The 15,472-nt window shown below is 56.4% G+C and carries 15 protein-coding genes; 10 read left to right on the top strand and 5 right to left on the bottom strand.

The window, feature by feature from the left end; translation table 11 throughout:
• The first annotated feature begins 79 nt into the window (after positions 1 to 79).
• The 5 genes from bglX to APU11_RS01955 all read left to right on the top strand — a co-directional run bounded on the left by bglX (position 80) and on the right by APU11_RS01955 (position 6,275).
• Complete coding sequence (gene bglX, locus APU11_RS01975; protein ID WP_020690142.1) at positions 80 to 2,377, top strand: beta-glucosidase BglX; 2,298 nt, start codon at positions 80 to 82, stop codon at positions 2,375 to 2,377.
• A gap of 146 nt (positions 2,378 to 2,523) precedes the next feature.
• A complete protein-coding gene (locus APU11_RS01970; protein ID WP_058651739.1) occupies positions 2,524 to 3,441 on the top strand; it encodes an ABC transporter substrate-binding protein in 918 nt (305 codons plus the stop codon).
• Between the two features lie 12 nt (positions 3,442 to 3,453).
• A complete protein-coding gene (locus tag APU11_RS01965; protein ID WP_020690143.1) occupies positions 3,454 to 4,611 on the top strand; it encodes an ABC transporter permease in 1,158 nt (385 codons plus the stop codon).
• A complete protein-coding gene (locus APU11_RS01960) occupies positions 4,604 to 5,554 on the top strand; it encodes an ABC transporter ATP-binding protein (RefSeq protein ID WP_058651738.1) in 951 nt (316 codons plus the stop codon). Before APU11_RS01965 ends, APU11_RS01960 begins: the two co-directional genes overlap by 8 nt.
• On the top strand, positions 5,538 to 6,275 hold the full coding sequence (locus APU11_RS01955) for an ABC transporter permease (protein ID WP_038420188.1): 738 nt from the start codon (positions 5,538 to 5,540) through the stop codon (positions 6,273 to 6,275). The genes APU11_RS01960 and APU11_RS01955 overlap by 17 nt, the downstream gene beginning before the upstream one ends.
• Here the strand turns inward: APU11_RS01955 and APU11_RS26335 are convergent.
• Both APU11_RS26335 and mlrA read right to left on the bottom strand, forming a co-directional pair.
• On the bottom strand, positions 6,250 to 6,363 hold the full coding sequence (locus tag APU11_RS26335; RefSeq protein ID WP_010433613.1) for a protein YohO: 114 nt from the start codon (positions 6,361 to 6,363) through the stop codon (positions 6,250 to 6,252). The genes APU11_RS01955 and APU11_RS26335 overlap by 26 nt on opposite strands.
• Before the next feature lie 69 nt (positions 6,364 to 6,432).
• Positions 6,433 to 7,173 carry an HTH-type transcriptional regulator MlrA gene (gene mlrA / locus APU11_RS01950; RefSeq protein ID WP_038420186.1) on the bottom strand — a complete coding sequence of 247 codons (741 nt, stop codon included), beginning with the start codon at positions 7,171 to 7,173 and terminating at the stop codon, positions 6,433 to 6,435.
• Positions 7,174 to 7,391: 218 nt separating this feature from the next.
• On the opposite strand from mlrA, the gene APU11_RS01945 reads away from it, so the two are divergent.
• Genes APU11_RS01945 through APU11_RS01935 form a run of 3 tightly spaced genes read left to right on the top strand, consistent with a single transcriptional unit; the run spans position 7,392 to position 10,308 of the window.
• Positions 7,392 to 9,077, top strand: coding sequence for a sensor histidine kinase (locus APU11_RS01945; RefSeq protein WP_013097931.1), 1,686 nt, complete (start codon positions 7,392 to 7,394; stop codon positions 9,075 to 9,077).
• On the top strand, positions 9,071 to 9,790 hold the full coding sequence (gene btsR / locus APU11_RS01940; protein ID WP_057071273.1) for a two-component system response regulator BtsR: 720 nt from the start codon (positions 9,071 to 9,073) through the stop codon (positions 9,788 to 9,790). Before APU11_RS01945 ends, btsR begins: the two co-directional genes overlap by 7 nt.
• A 47-nt stretch (positions 9,791 to 9,837) precedes the next feature.
• Entirely contained in the window at positions 9,838 to 10,308 is a 471-nt protein-coding gene (locus APU11_RS01935) for a DUF1456 family protein (RefSeq protein ID WP_020690148.1), read from the top strand.
• Positions 10,309 to 10,403: 95 nt separating this feature from the next.
• Here the strand turns inward: APU11_RS01935 and metG are convergent, their stop codons facing one another.
• Complete coding sequence (gene metG, locus APU11_RS01930) at positions 10,404 to 12,437, bottom strand: methionine--tRNA ligase (protein ID WP_058651737.1); 2,034 nt, start codon at positions 12,435 to 12,437, stop codon at positions 10,404 to 10,406.
• 137 nt (positions 12,438 to 12,574) lie between these two features.
• Here metG and apbC point away from each other — a divergent pair, with 137 nt between their 5' ends.
• Positions 12,575 to 13,684, top strand: coding sequence for an iron-sulfur cluster carrier protein ApbC (gene apbC, locus APU11_RS01925; protein ID WP_013097927.1), 1,110 nt, complete (start codon positions 12,575 to 12,577; stop codon positions 13,682 to 13,684).
• A gap of 94 nt (positions 13,685 to 13,778) precedes the next feature.
• Here apbC and APU11_RS01920 read toward each other — a convergent pair whose 3' ends face one another.
• The gene (locus APU11_RS01920) at positions 13,779 to 14,264 is read right to left on the bottom strand and encodes a GNAT family N-acetyltransferase (protein WP_028028119.1); all 486 of its coding nucleotides are present in this window, start codon (positions 14,262 to 14,264) and stop codon (positions 13,779 to 13,781) included.
• Complete coding sequence (locus tag APU11_RS01915) at positions 14,209 to 14,541, bottom strand: RcnB family protein (protein WP_013097925.1); 333 nt, start codon at positions 14,539 to 14,541, stop codon at positions 14,209 to 14,211. The genes APU11_RS01920 and APU11_RS01915 overlap by 56 nt, the downstream gene beginning before the upstream one ends.
• A 468-nt stretch (positions 14,542 to 15,009) precedes the next feature.
• Between APU11_RS01915 and APU11_RS01910 the strand changes: the two genes are divergently transcribed.
• Positions 15,010 to 15,472: polysaccharide biosynthesis/export family protein (locus APU11_RS01910; protein WP_192842101.1), on the top strand; the 463-nt coding region annotated here is incomplete at its 3' end.

Genomic DNA, 15,472 nt, shown 5'->3' with positions numbered 1-15,472 from the left:
GAGGGTTTGTGGCACACTGCGCTTTTCGCACGCCCTGGCCGAGATCTTCCGGCGGAAATTGATGAGAGAGTAAAACGACATGAAATGGCTATGTTCTGTAGGTGTCGCCGTCAGCCTGGCACTGCAACCTGCGCTGGCAGATGAACTGTTTGGTAATCACCCGCTTACGCCTGAAGCACGGGACGCGTTTGTCACGGAATTGCTCAAGAAAATGACGGTCGATGAGAAGATCGGCCAGCTGCGTCTTATCAGCGTCGGCCCGGATAACCCGAAAGAGGCGATCCGCGAAATGATTAAAGAGAGCCAGGTAGGGGCGATTTTTAACACCGTGACCCGTCAGGATATCCGCAAAATGCAGGATCAGGTGATGGAACTTAGCCGCCTGAAAATTCCGCTGTTCTTCGCCTATGACGTGGTACACGGACAGCGTACCGTTTTTCCTATCAGCCTCGGTCTGGCCTCTTCCTTTAACCTCGACGCGGTGAAAACCGTCGGGCGCGTCTCGGCATATGAAGCCGCAGACGACGGCCTCAACATGACCTGGGCCCCGATGGTTGACGTCTCCCGCGATCCGCGCTGGGGCCGCGCGTCAGAGGGCTTTGGTGAAGATACTTATTTGACCGCCACGATGGGGAAAACCATGGTGGAAGCGATGCAGGGTAAAAGCCCGGCGGATCGTTATTCGGTCATGACCAGCGTCAAGCACTTCGCCGCCTATGGTGCCGTGGAAGGCGGTAAAGAGTACAACACCGTCGACATGAGCCCGCAGCGCCTGTTTAACGATTACATGCCGCCGTACAAAGCAGGCCTGGATGCCGGTAGCGGCGCGGTGATGGTCGCCCTGAACTCGCTCAACGGCACGCCTGCCACCTCTGACTCCTGGCTGCTGAAAGACGTGCTGCGCGACCAGTGGGGCTTCAAGGGCATCACAGTCTCTGACCATGGCGCCATTAAAGAGCTCATCAAACACGGTACGGCCTCCGACCCGGAAGATGCGGTGCGCGTGGCGCTCAAATCCGGCATCAACATGAGCATGAGCGACGAATATTACAGCAAATACCTGCCGGGGCTGGTGAAGAGCGGCAAGGTGACAATGGCGGAGCTGGACGATGCCACGCGTCACGTGCTGAACGTGAAATATGACATGGGGCTGTTTAACGATCCGTACAGCCACCTGGGGCCGAAAGAGTCAGACCCGGCGGACACCAATGCCGAAAGCCGTCTGCACCGTAAAGAGGCCCGTGAAGTGGCGCGTGAAAGCCTGGTGCTGCTGAAAAACCGCCTCGACACGCTGCCGCTGAAAAAATCCGGCACCATTGCGGTGGTCGGCCCGCTGGCCGACAGCAAGCGCGACGTGATGGGGAGCTGGTCTGCTGCGGGTGTGGCCGATCAGTCCGTGACCGTGCTCACCGGTATTAAAAATGCGGTCGGTGAAAACGCTAAGGTGGTGTACGCCAAAGGGGCGAACGTCACTGATGATAAAGATATCGTGACCTTCCTCAATCAGTATGAAGAGGCGGTGAAGGTGGATCCGCGCTCGCCGAAAGAGATGATTGATGAAGCGGTAAACGCCGCGAAACAGTCTGACGTGGTGGTTGCCGTGGTGGGTGAAGCACAGGGGATGGCACACGAAGCCTCCAGCCGAACGGACATCACGATCCCGCAAAGCCAGCGCGATCTGATCGCCGCCCTGAAAGCCACCGGCAAGCCGCTGGTGCTGGTGCTGATGAACGGTCGTCCACTGGCGCTGGTGAAAGAAGATCAGCAGGCTGATGCTATTCTGGAAACCTGGTTCGCCGGTACGGAAGGGGGTAACGCCATCGCCGACGTGCTGTTTGGTGATTACAACCCGTCGGGCAAACTGCCGATGTCCTTCCCGCGCTCTGTCGGGCAGATCCCGGTGTACTACAGCCACCTGAATACCGGCCGTCCGTATAACGCCGATAAGCCAAACAAGTACACCTCCCGTTACTTCGATGAAGCGAACGGTCCGCTGTATCCGTTTGGTTACGGTTTGAGCTACACCACCTTTAAGGTCTCTGACGTGAAAATGTCGGCCCCGAGCCTGAAGCGTGACGGTAAGGTGACTGCCAGCGTTGACGTGACGAACACCGGTAAACGTGAAGGTGCGACGGTGATCCAGATGTATGTTCAGGATGTGACCGCCTCCATGAGCCGTCCGGTGAAACAGCTACGCGGCTTTGAGAAGGTCAACCTGAAACCTGGTGAAACCAAAACCATCAGCTTCCCGATCGACGTGGATGCCCTGAAGTTCTGGAACCAGCAGATGAAATACGATGCGGAACCGGGCAAGTTCAATGTCTACATTGGTGTGGATTCCGCCCGCGTCAATAAAGGCGAGTTCGAGCTGCTGTAACCTTTCCCTCCTTTGCATCCCCCGTTCACCGGGGGATGCGTCTTACCTTATGCTAAAAAGGCATTTTGCCGGGTAAATCCGCCGTTTTAAGCTACGCTTTTCTCTCAAGCCTCTGAAAAAGGCAGCAAAAAAATGAGGATAGTGGAATGACGATTAAAACGGGGATGGTAGTTTCTGCGGCGTTATTCGCGACGCTAAGCCTGCCGCTACAGGCGGCAGAACCGGTAAAAGTGGGCTCAAAGATCGACACTGAAGGCGCGCTGCTCGGGAATATTATTTTGCAGGTGCTGGAAAGCCACGGCGTGAAAACCGTGAATAAAGTTCAGCTGGGTACCACGCCCGTGGTACGCGGGGCCATCACCTCCGGCGAGCTGGATATCTACCCGGAATACACCGGCAACGGGGCATTTTTCTTCAAAGATGAAAACGATCCGGCATGGAAAAACGCCAAAGCCGGGTATGAAAAAGTCAAAAAACTCGATGCAGAACAGAACAAGCTGGTCTGGCTGACTCCGGCTCCGGCCAACAACACCTGGACCATCGCGGTGCGTAAAGACGTGGCGGAGAAAGGCAAACTGACGTCACTTGCGGATCTCAGCCGCTATCTGAAAGAGAAGGGCGACTTCAAGCTTGCGGCCTCGGCGGAGTTTATCGAGCGTCCGGACGCGCTGCCTGCTTTCGAAAAAGCCTACGACTTCAAGCTTGACCAGGCACAGTTGCTCTCGCTCGCGGGCGGTGACACCGCGGTGACCATCAAGGCGGCGGCGCAGCAGACCTCTGGCGTCAATGCGGCGATGGCCTACGGTACGGACGGCCCGGTCGCGGCGCTTGGTCTGCAGACCTTAACCGATCCAAAAGGCGTTCAGCCTATTTATGCCCCCACGCCGGTGGTGCGTGAGGCGGTGCTGAAAGCCTACCCGGATATCGCCGACTGGCTCAAACCGGTCTTTGAAAAACTGGATGCAAAAACGCTGCAACAGCTCAATGCGAGCATTGCCGTAGAGGGACTGGATGCCAAAAAAGTGGCCGCCGATTTCCTGAAACAACAAGGGCTTGTGAAGTAACAGGACAGGGCTGTGCCAATAAAATGTCATAACCGCGTACTGCTGCTGTTGGCCTGTGTGGCCATTGCGGCGGTCGCGCTACCGTTTGTCAATGTGGCGCCAAACCGCCTGATGTCGGGGGAAGGGCGCGCGCTCTGGCAGGTCTGGCCGTTTACGCCGCTGCTGCTGGTTGTGGCGCTGGGTGCACTGGTTGTGCTCTCGCTCAGCCGTGGGCGGGTTGCACAGTGGCTGACGTTACTCCTCAGTGAAGGTCTCTTCATCACCTTGTTCTGGAGTGCCGGGCTTGCCGCCACGCACATGACCTCGGCGGAAAGTCCACTGGCGCGAACCACCGTGGGCAGTGGCCTGTGGCTGTGGCTGGCGCTGTGTCTGCTGGCCTGCAGCGATGCGATCCGCCGCCTGATCCCGTCGTCTGCCTGGCGCTGGGTGCTCAATGCCCAGATCTGGTGTATTCCGTTGCTGCTGCTGTTCAGCGGTGAGCTGAATAATCTCTCGCTGTTAAAAGAGTACGCCAACCGTCAGGAGGTGTTTGATGATGCGCTGGCGCAACACCTGACGATCCTCTTCGGCACGCTGTTCCCGGCGTTACTGCTGGGGGTACCGCTGGGCATGTGGTGTTATCGTCATCCCTCCCGCCAGGGCGGGGTTTTTGCCGTGCTCAACGTGATCCAGACCATCCCTTCCGTGGCCCTGTTTGGCCTGCTGATTGCGCCGCTGGCGGGGCTGGTGAAGTCATTTCCGGCGTTAGCCTCGGTCGGTATCGCCGGAACCGGATTAACCCCCGCGCTTATTGCCCTGGTACTGTACGCGCTGCTGCCGCTGGTCCGTGGCGTGGTGGCAGGCTTAAGCCAGGTCGCGCCGGATGTGCTGGAGAGCGCCCACGCGATGGGGATGAGCCGGCGACAGTGCTTCTGGCAGATCCAGCTGCCGCTCGCCTTGCCCCTGCTGCTGCGCAGCCTGCGGGTGGTGGCAGTCCAGACCGTCGGGATGGCGGTTATCGCCGCGCTGATTGGCGCAGGCGGTTTTGGCGCGCTGGTGTTCCAGGGGCTGCTGAGCAGCGCGCTGGATCTGGTGTTACTGGGCGTGGTGCCCACGATTGCACTGGCGGTCGTCATCGATGCGCTGTTTGCCTTATGGCTCGCGTTGCTCGGGAGAAGAGCCAATGATTGAATTTCACGATGTCAGTAAAACATTTGCCGGTCGTCCGGCAGCAAGTCACCTGAACCTGAATTTTGCCGAGGGGGCGTTTTCGGTACTGATTGGCACCTCGGGGTCGGGGAAATCCACCACGCTGAAGATGATCAACCGCCTGGTGGAGCACGACAGCGGTGTAATACGTTTTGCCGGGGAAGAGATCCGCAGTCTGCCGGTGCTGGAGCTGCGTCGTCGCATGGGTTACGCCATCCAGTCCATCGGCCTGTTTCCCCACTGGACGGTCGCGCAGAACATTGCCACCGTGCTGCAGCTGGAAAAATGGTCGCGGGCAAAGAGTGACGAGAGGGTGGACGAGCTTATGTCGCTGCTGGGGTTAGAGCCTGGGCTGCGTGGCCGCTATCCGCATCAGCTTTCAGGTGGACAACAGCAGCGTGTGGGAGTGGCGCGCGCGCTGGCGGCGAACCCGCAGGTATTGCTGATGGATGAGCCTTTTGGCGCGCTCGATCCCGTTACGCGCGGGGCACTGCAGACCGAGATGACCCGCATTCACCGCATCCTTGGCCGGACGATCGTCCTCGTGACCCACGATATTGATGAGGCGCTGCGGCTGGCCGATCATCTGGTGTTGATGGACCACGGGGAAGTGATCCAGCAGGGCACGCCGCTTGAACTGCTGACCCATCCGCAGAACGATTTTGTGCGCGAGTTTTTTGGACGCAGCGAACTGGGCGTCAGACTGCTCTCCCTGCGAACCGTCAGCGATTATATGCGTCGACAGGATGTGGCGATGGGCGGTGAAGCATTACAAGAACAGATGAGCCTGCGGGACGCGCTCTCCGCGTTTGTGGCGCGCCAGTGCGAGGTACTGCCGGTTACGGATGCCGCTGGGGCACCGTGTGGCACCCTGCATTTTCGCGATCTGCTGGCCGGGGAGGTGACGCGTGAAGGTCATGCGTGATCCGCTCCTCTGGCTGACGGTGCTTTTTGTTGCCCTGCTGTTTCTGATGCCGCACAGTGCGGCGCTGTTCAGCTCGCTTTTTCCCGGCCTGCCGCGCCCCGTCTATCAGCAGGAGAGTTTTATCAATCTTGCCCTGGCGCACCTGTGGCTGGTGGCGCTCTCCAGCGCGATTGCCGTGGTGCTGGGCGTGGGGGCGGGGATTGTGGTCACCCGGCCCTGGGGGAGAGAGTTTCGCCCGCTGGTAGAGACGATTGCGGCTATCGGACAGACATTTCCGCCGGTGGCGGTACTGGCGATTGCGGTGCCGGTGATCGGGTTTGGTCAGCAACCGGCTATCATTGCGCTGATCCTTTACGGCGTGTTGCCTGTTCTTCAGGGGACGCTGGCGGGCATTGCGTCGGTACCGGCATCGGTACTGAGCGTGGCCGAAGGGATGGGCATGAGCTGCGGTCAGCGGCTGTGCAAGGTTGAGCTGCCGCTTGCGGCACCGGTGATTATCGCGGGGATCCGTACGTCGGTGATTATTAACATCGGCACGGCGACCATCGCGTCTACGGTGGGGGCCAATACGCTGGGAACGCCGATCATCATCGGCTTAAGCGGGTTCAATACGGCCTATATCGTTCAGGGTGCGGTACTGGTCGCGCTGGCGGCCATCGTTATCGATCGCCTGTTTGAACGACTGGCCCGGCTTCTCAGCCGACACCGCCACGAACAATAAATGAGTACCCGGCCAGCATCACGCCGCCGATGCCGCTTACGGCCATCAGTACAAAAAGGGTAATTACGGCCAGTTTGGTTGCCTTCATCATCTGCTCCTGTTGTTAACGGAACAATTATACGGTGAAGCGCAGCTGTTAATGAACCATTAAATGCCGTTACGTTTCGTCGGGGCCCAGGGCGTAAACCGGATAACCGTGCTCCCGCCATTCCGTCAGCCGCTGTTGCTGCGAGGCGGTGGGCACTTCCCCGCACCAGACCAGCAGAGTCTGGCCGTCGAAGAATTCGGGCCGTAGCTGAGCCAGCGAATGCGCCAGCACCTCCACGCGCCAGCCCCGCTGGGTGGCGATCCAGGCTTCGAGCCACAGCCGCGTGGTATCGTGCACGTTCCAGCCAACAACCAGCGCGTCTTTTCCGCCCTTGTTTCGCGCCGAGGCCAGACAGACGGCGATATAATTGATCAGCACCCCGTCGAGCATACTCAGCAGCGCCTGCAGGGTAGAGTGCTGGCATTGCAGCCGTCGACGAAGCGGGATGAAAAGATGGTTGATTAAGGTTTGCGCCGGATAATCGCGGCCTTGCTCTTTGATCCACGCGCGCAGACGTTGAACGTTGCCCGCCTGCAGAAGCCGGAGCAGGGTTTCCTGCTGTTCGCGCCAGCGGTGTTGGGTATCGGGATCGTCATGGCAGAGCAGCGACTTTACCTTGCTCACCTGCACACCGTTATCTATCCAGCTTTTGATCTCGCGGATCCGATCGATGTCGGCATCATTGAAAAGGCGGTGACCGCCGTCCGTGCGCTGCGGTTTGAGTAAACCATACCGTCGCTGCCAAGCCCGTAGCGTGACGGGATTGATATCACAAAGGAGTGCCACTTCACCGATCGTGTAAAGCGCCATATTCGCCCCCTGGCTAACGCGTCCCCAGCTTAACTGTAGACCCAGTTTGTCGAACCAGGAAGAATTGCCTTTTTTTTGTACAAATAATGCGAAGCAGCCGTTATGTTCGGCAAAAGATGTGATGACGGACACGATTTACCGCTTTTTTGGACTGCTTCAAAGAAACTTCGGCGCCTTCAGTGTATGTTACGCGTTTTCAGAAGGTGCGGTTCCTGAGTATGTACGAGTTTAATCTGGTGCTGCTGTTGCTTCAGCAGATGTGCGTGTTTCTTGTCATCGCCTGGTTGATGAGTAAGACGCGTCTGTTTATCCCGCTGATGCAAGTCACCGTCCGCCTGCCGCACAAGCTCCTCTGTTATGTGACTTTCTCCATTTTCTGCATCATGGGGACCTATTTTGGCCTCCATATTGAAGACTCCATTGCCAATACGCGCGCCATCGGCGCGGTGATGGGCGGGCTGCTCGGCGGCCCCGTTGTGGGTGGCCTTGTCGGTTTAACTGGTGGGCTGCACCGCTATTCCATGGGCGGGATGACGGCGCTGAGCTGCATGATCTCGACCATCGTAGAAGGGCTGCTTGGTGGCCTGGTGCACAGCTACATGATCAAACGTGGCCGCCCGGATAAAGTCTTCAGCCCGCTTACCGCTGGCGCGATCACCTTTGTGGCCGAAATGGCGCAAATGGCGATCATTCTGCTTATCGCCCGACCTTTTGAGGACGCACTGCATCTGGTGAACAGTATTGCCGCCCCGATGATGGTCACCAACACCGTGGGCGCGGCGCTGTTTATGCGCATTCTGCTCGACAAGCGCGCCATGTTTGAGAAATACACCTCGGCGTTCTCTGCCACGGCACTGAAAGTCGCCGCTTCAACCGAGGGGATCCTGCGTCAGGGCTTTAACGAAGAAAACAGCATGAAGGTGGCGCAGGTGCTCTATCAGGAGCTGGATATTGGTGCCGTTGCGATTACCGATCGTGAAAAGCTGCTGGCCTTTACCGGTACCGGCGACGATCACCACCTTCCTGGCAGACCGATTTCGTCCGCGTATACGCTTCGTGCGATAGAGACCGGTGAGGTAGTCTATGCCGACGGTAACGAAGTGCCTTACCGCTGTTCGCTGCATCCGCAGTGTAAGCTCGGCTCTACGCTGGTCATTCCGCTGCGGGGGGAAAACCAGCGGGTGATGGGAACCATTAAGCTCTACGAAGCGAAGAACCGCTTGTTCAGCTCGATCAACCGGACGTTGGGGGAGGGGATTGCGCAGCTGCTTTCCGCGCAGATCCTGGCGGGGCAATATGAGCGGCAAAAAGCCCTGTTAACGCAGTCGGAGATTAAGCTCCTGCACGCTCAGGTGAACCCGCATTTCCTGTTTAATGCCCTCAACACCCTGAAAGCGGTGATCCGCCGCGACAGCGATCAGGCCGCGCAGCTGGTGCAGTTTCTGTCGACGTTTTTCCGCAAGAACCTGAAACGGCCGTCTGAGATTGTGACCCTGGCCGATGAGATTGAACATGTTAACGCCTACCTGCAGATTGAGCAGGCGCGCTTCCAGTCTCGTCTGCAGGTGTCGTTATCCGTGCCGGATGAGCTGGCGTATCAGCATCTCCCGGCCTTTACGCTGCAGCCTATTGTGGAAAATGCCATTAAACACGGGACATCGCAGCTTCTGGGCACCGGGGAGATCACTATTTCTGCCAGCCGTTTTAATCATCATCTGGTGCTGAATATTGAAGACAATGCCGGGCTTTACGTCCCGTCCGCTTCCGGCGGGCTGGGGATGAGCCTGGTGGATAAACGCCTGCGCGCTCACTTTGGGGATGGATGTGGCATCACCGTGGCCTGTGAGCCGGACCGATTTACCCGTATTACGTTACGATTGCCGCTGGAGGAGACCGCATGTTAAGAGTGCTGATAGTCGATGATGAACCGTTAGCACGGGAAAACCTGCGCGTGCTGTTGCAGGAGCAGAGTGACATTGAGATTGTGGGAGAGTGCGCCAATGCCATTGAAGCCATTGGTGCTGTGCATAAACTGCGCCCGGATGTGCTATTCCTCGACATCCAGATGCCTCGTATCAGCGGGCTGGAGATGGTCGGCATGCTTGATCCGGAGCATCGCCCGTATATCGTGTTTCTGACGGCGTTTGACGAATATGCCGTGAAGGCATTTGAAGAACACGCGTTCGATTACCTGCTGAAGCCGATTGAAGAGAAGCGGCTCGAAAAGACCCTGACGCGTTTACGCCAGGAGCGTACGGTACAGGACGTCACGCTGCTGCCGGAAAACCAGCAGCCGCTGAAGTTTATCCCGTGTACCGGGCATAGCCGGATTTACCTGCTGCAAATGGATGATGTGGCATTTGTCAGCAGCCGCCTGAGCGGGGTGTTTGTCACCAGCGCCGAGGGCAGTGAAGGCTTCACCGAGCTGACGCTGCGCACGCTGGAAAGCCGCACGCCGCTTGTCCGCTGCCATCGGCAGTATCTGGTTAACATGGCGCACCTGAAAGAGATCCGTCTGGAAGATAACGGTCAGGCAGAGCTGGTACTGCGGGCCGGTCAAACGGTACCCGTCAGTCGTCGCTACCTGAAAAGTTTGAAAGAGGCGATTGGGCTGTAAAACTGGTACACTGCGCGCCATTGCATCATCGACAGTTAAAGGCACTCATGCTTAGTAATGATATTCTTCGTAGCCTGCGCTACACCCTGAAAGCAAACAACAACGACATGGTGCGCATTCTTGCGCTGTCTGCCATGGAATCCACCTCTGCTGGTTTTGACACCTGGATGACCAAAGAGGACGAAGAGGGGTTTGTTCGCTGCCCTGACATTATCCTGTCAGGCTTCCTGAACGGCCTGATCTACGATAAGCGTGGCAAAGATGATTCTGCACCTGAACTGGCGCTGGAGCGTCGGGTGGACAACAACACGGTGCTGAAAAAGCTGCGTATCGCGTTCTCGCTGAAAACGGATGATATTGTGGCGATCATGACGGAGCAAAAATACCGTGTATCCGTGCCGGAAGTGACCGCCATGATGCGTGCGCCGGGCCACAAAAATTACCGCGAGTGCGGCGACCAGTTTCTGCGTAATTTCCTGCGCGGGCTGACCCACCGGGTGCATAATACGAAGGCGTGATTGCGGAATGGGTGCGGCCTGATGCCCTCATCCCGGCCCTCTCCCTGTGGGAGAGGGAGAACAAAAAAAGCCGAAGATAATCTCCGGCTTTTTTGTTATTTCACCTGCTGACCCGGCTTCGCGCCTTCGTCAGGGCTTAACAGGAAGATATCTTTCCCGCCAGGGCCTGCGGCCATCACCATCCCCTCAGAGATGCCGAAGCGCATTTTACGCGGTGCCAGGTTCGCGACCATGACGGTCTGACGGCCAATCAGTACCTGCGGATCAGGATAGGCAGAACGGATGCCGGAGAAGACGTTACGCTTCTCACCGCCCAGATCCAGCGTCAGGCGCAGCAGCTTGTCAGAGCCTTCCACGAATTCCGCGTTTTCAATCAGCGCCACGCGCAGGTCAACTTTAGCGAAATCGTCAAAGGTGATGGTCTCCTGAATCGGATCGTCTGCCAGCGGGCCGGTCACCGGTGCGGCAGCTGCTTTCACCTCTTCTTTCGAGGCTTCCACCAGGGCTTCAACCTGTTTCATTTCGATGCGATTGTAGAGCGCCTTGAAGGTATTCACCTTGTGGCCAAGCAGCGGTTGCTGGATTGCATCCCAGCTCAGTTCGGCGTTCAGGAACGCTTCTGCACGCGCTGCCAGCTGCGGCAGTACAGGCTTCAGCCAGGTCATAAGCACGCGGAACATGTTCAGACCCATGGTGCAGATCGCCTGCAGGTCAGCGTCGCGGCCTTCCTGTTTCGCGACAACCCACGGGGCTTGCTCGTCCACATAGCGGTTGGCAACATCGGCCAGCGCCATGATTTCACGAATTGCTTTACCGAATTCACGGCTTTCCCAGGCTTCGCCAACCGCAGCGGCGGCATCGGTGAAGGTTTTATACAGCTCAGGATCGGCCAGTTCGGCAGAAAGCACGCCGTCAAAACGCTTGGCGATAAAGCCCGCGTTTCGGGACGCCAGGTTCACCACCTTGTTCACGATGTCCGCGTTCACGCGCTGCACGAAATCTTCCAGGTTCAGGTCGATATCGTCGATGCGGGAAGAGAGCTTCGCCGCGTAATAATAACGCAGGCTGTCCGCATCAAAGTGGTTCAGCCAGGTGCTGGCTTTGATGAACGTCCCACGCGATTTGGACATCTTCGCGCCGTTCACCGTCACGTAGCCGTGAACAAACAGGTTGGTTGGCTTGCGGAAGTTGCTGCCTTCCAGCATTGCCGGCCAGAACAGGCTGTGGAAGTAAACGATGTCTTTGCCGATGAAGTGATACAGCTCGGCGGTGGAATCTTTCTTCCAGTATTCGTCGAAGCTGACGGTGTCGCCACGCTTGTCGCACAGGTTCTTGAAGGAGCCCATGTAGCCGATTGGCGCGTCCAGCCAGACGTAGAAATATTTGCCCGGCGCATTTGGAATTTCGAAACCAAAGTAGGGCGCATCGCGGGAGATATCCCACTGCTGCAGACCGGATTCGAACCACTCCTGCATTTTGTTCGCTACCTGCTCCTGCAGCGCGCCGCTGCGGGTCCACGCCTGCAGCATTTCGCTAAAGGATGGCAGGTCGAAGAAGAAGTGCTCGGAGTCACGCATCACAGGCGTGGCGCCGGAGACCACCGATTTCGGGTCGATCAGCTCTGTCGGGCTATAGGTAGCGCCGCACACTTCGCAGTTATCGCCGTACTGATCCGGTGATTTACATTTCGGGCAGGTGCCTTTGACGAAACGGTCCGGCAGGAACATGCCTTTTTCCGGATCGTACAGCTGAGAGATAGTGCGGTTTTTAATAAAACCGTTCTCTTTCAGACGGGTGTAGATAAGCGTTGACAGCTCGCGGTTCTCCTCGCTGTGCGTGGAGTGGTAGTTGTCATAGCTGATGTCAAAGCCAGCAAAATCGGTCTGATGCTCCTGACTCATTTCGGCAATCATCTGCTCCGGGGAAACTCCCAGCTGCTGGGCTTTCAGCATGATCGGCGTGCCGTGAGCATCGTCCGCGCAGATGAAGTTAACCTCGTGGCCGCGCATTCGCTGGTAACGGACCCAGACATCAGCCTGGATATGCTCCAGCATGTGGCCGAGGTGGATTGAGCCGTTGGCGTACGGCAGTGCGCACGTTACCAGAATTTTTTTCGCGACTTGAGTCATAGTAGGCATTACTTCTTTTAACTGTGAAAAGGGTTTTTGATATTACCAAAAGGGGCATTATTAAGTAAGCACAAACCACGGCCTTTCAGGTAAACTTGTTCATCTAAGGTCTTATTCACAAGAACAAAGGAGTCGGGATGAGTTCGCAATCCCAGGCCAAATCACCGGAAGCCTTACGAGCAATGGTCGCCGGGACGCTGGCTAACTTTCAGCATCCAACCCTTAAGCACAATCTCACTACGCTGAAAGCGTTGCACCATGTCGCATGGCTGGACGATACGCTGCACATCGAGCTGCAGATGCCGTTCGTCTGGACCAGCGCCTTCGACGCGCTGAAAGAGCAAACCAGCTCGGAGCTGCTGCGCATTACCGGTGCAAAAGCGATTGACTGGAAGCTGAGCCACAGTATCGCCACCCTCAAGCGGGTGAAAAACCAGCCCGGCGTTAACGGTGTGAAAAACATCATCGCCGTCAGCTCCGGCAAGGGCGGGGTGGGGAAATCGTCTACCGCCGTCAACCTGGCGCTCGCGCTGGCGGCCGAAGGGGCGAAGGTCGGTATTCTGGATGCGGATATCTACGGGCCGTCAATTCCCAACATGCTGGGCGCAGAAAACCAGCGTCCAACCTCGCCGGATGGAACCCACATGGCGCCAATCATGGCGCACGGTCTGGCAACGAATTCCATCGGTTATCTGGTGACTGATGACAATGCGATGGTCTGGCGTGGTCCAATGGCCAGCAAAGCGCTGATGCAGATGCTGCAGGAGACCCTGTGGCCGGATCTGGATTATCTGGTGCTGGATATGCCGCCGGGTACCGGTGATATCCAGCTGACGCTGGCGCAGAACATCCCCGTCACCGGGGCAGTTGTCGTCACTACGCCGCAGGATATCGCGCTGATCGACGCCAAAAAAGGCATCGTGATGTTTGAGAAAGTCGAGGTGCCTGTGCTCGGTATCGTCGAGAACATGAGCATGCATATCTGCAGCAACTGTGGTCATCACGAGCCTATCTTCGGCACCGGCGGTGCAGAAAAACTGGCGGCGCAGTATCACACCCAGCTGTTGGGACAGATGCCGCTGCACATCACGCTGCGTGAAGATCTGGATAGCGGGAAACCGACGGTCATCAACCGCCCGGACAGTGAGTTTGCGGAGTTGTACCGTCAGCTGGCGGGACGCGTTGCGGCGCAGCTTTACTGGCAGGGTGAAGTCATTCCTGGCGAAATCGCCTTCCGCGCGGTGTAATTCTTCTGCGCTTGAGTGCCGGGTGGCGCTTCGCTTACCCGGCCTACAAATGGCACCATCATGTAGGTCGGGTAAGCGAAGCCGCCACCCGACATTAACGCAATCGGTAATGCATCAGATAGTACTCTCCCTCCGGAGAATCCCCCGTTGCCTCGATGTGCCAGCCATGACGCTGATAAAACGCGATAGCCCGTTCGTTTCTCACCAGACACTTTAACGCCCCCGTACTGGTAAACGTTTTTTGTACCTGTTCCAGCAGCAAACGGCCAACACCCAGGCTCTGATACTGCGGATCAACGAACAGATTGTGCAGAAAGTTATCATTCGTCCAGACTGACGCAAAGCCCACACGATGGCCGTTCTGTACAGCAACCCAAATCACTTCGTCTCGGGTTGCCTCGTCAAAATCTTCGAGTTGCCATTCTGCACCGTTCAGCCACGGCCACGCCTCGCGGCGGGCATGCAGGTAAAGGGTGCGCAGGAAAGGACGATCGCTCTCCTGCCACGGCCGAATATGGACGGTATCAGCGATGATAGAAGATATCTCCGTTATAGGCTTTATAGATCTTACCGTCGGCATCGCCGATCAGGACATAGTTCTCGCCCATATAGGTCCAGTGCGTACCCGCATCCGGCGCCGGGAGGTTACGCAGTTGATACTGTTTGATGGTGTATTCAGGGGTTTGATACAGCGCCGGAGCCGTGTCGCCAATTTTGAACTTCGTGAAATCAGCAATGAACTCTTGTTCTTCATAAGCTTTGATGCCGCCAGATGCTGACGCCGTTTGCGGGGCTGCCGAAGCCGCGCTCGCAAGAGACATTACTACACCCAGAAGCAGCCATGTACGCTTAGCCATTTTTTCTCCAGTTATACCGTTACTGATACGCTCAGCCTGCTGTGTTGACGATATGGCAGACAGCCTATTTTAAGTATCCCAGCAGAGCCTGTTAGAAAAAAAATGTAACAAAAGTGGACGGTTTTGTGTAGATCAAACGGTTAATACTATTTTGTTTATGAATATTATTTCCTAGGACTTATTCAGAACGGAAATATTTTTTTTAATTAATTCTGAAAATATAAGTTTACTCTAAATTTGTGACCTGAAATGCATGCATTTCATTTGAAGACGATTTAAACTTCTAAAAGCGGAGCGGTTTAATTCTCAATTCTACGTGGTTCCGGTCCTTCAGTTCATTCTACACATCATTCAGTGATGTGTAATTTTACGTAATTGCTTGAAAAACAGCATGTTGAAAAAGTAGGCGATTCTTCCGGAATGGCCTGTTATGCGTTTTTTGCGCTCATGAATGAAATATTAATTCTAATGAAAAACACAACCACATTATCTGTAATATTCTTAGCGATAAGTCAGTTGACGGGCTGCGTATTTTCTCCCGGGCAAACATTAAGCTCAGCGGGAAAAAACGTCATTACGTCGGGTGATGAAAATAATAATTTAGATAAGCGCGTGGATCTCTATCCTGTTACCCCTTCATTGATTGAGAAATTGCGCCCTGCCGTCACCAAATCTCAGTCTAATCCTAAGCTCGATGAGCAGGTCAGAAACTGGGAGTACCGCATTGGAACCGGTGATATTTTGACCGTAACCGTCTGGGATCACCCTGAACTGACAACACCGGCCGGACAGTATCGCAGTGCCAGTGACACCGGCAACTGGGTCAACGCCGACGGTACGCTCTTTTATCCCTATGTCGGCAAACTCCCGGTGGCGGGAAAAACGGTCTCTGAAGTCAGGGAAGAGATCGACAAACGGCTGGATAGCGTGA

The sequence above is a fragment of the Enterobacter sp. 50793107 genome, from assembly GCF_001463365.1.
GTDB lineage: Bacteria > Pseudomonadota > Gammaproteobacteria > Enterobacterales > Enterobacteriaceae > Enterobacter > Enterobacter cloacae.
Note: the sequence above shows the minus strand (reverse complement) of the source record. Positions and strands in the feature narration are given on the sequence as shown.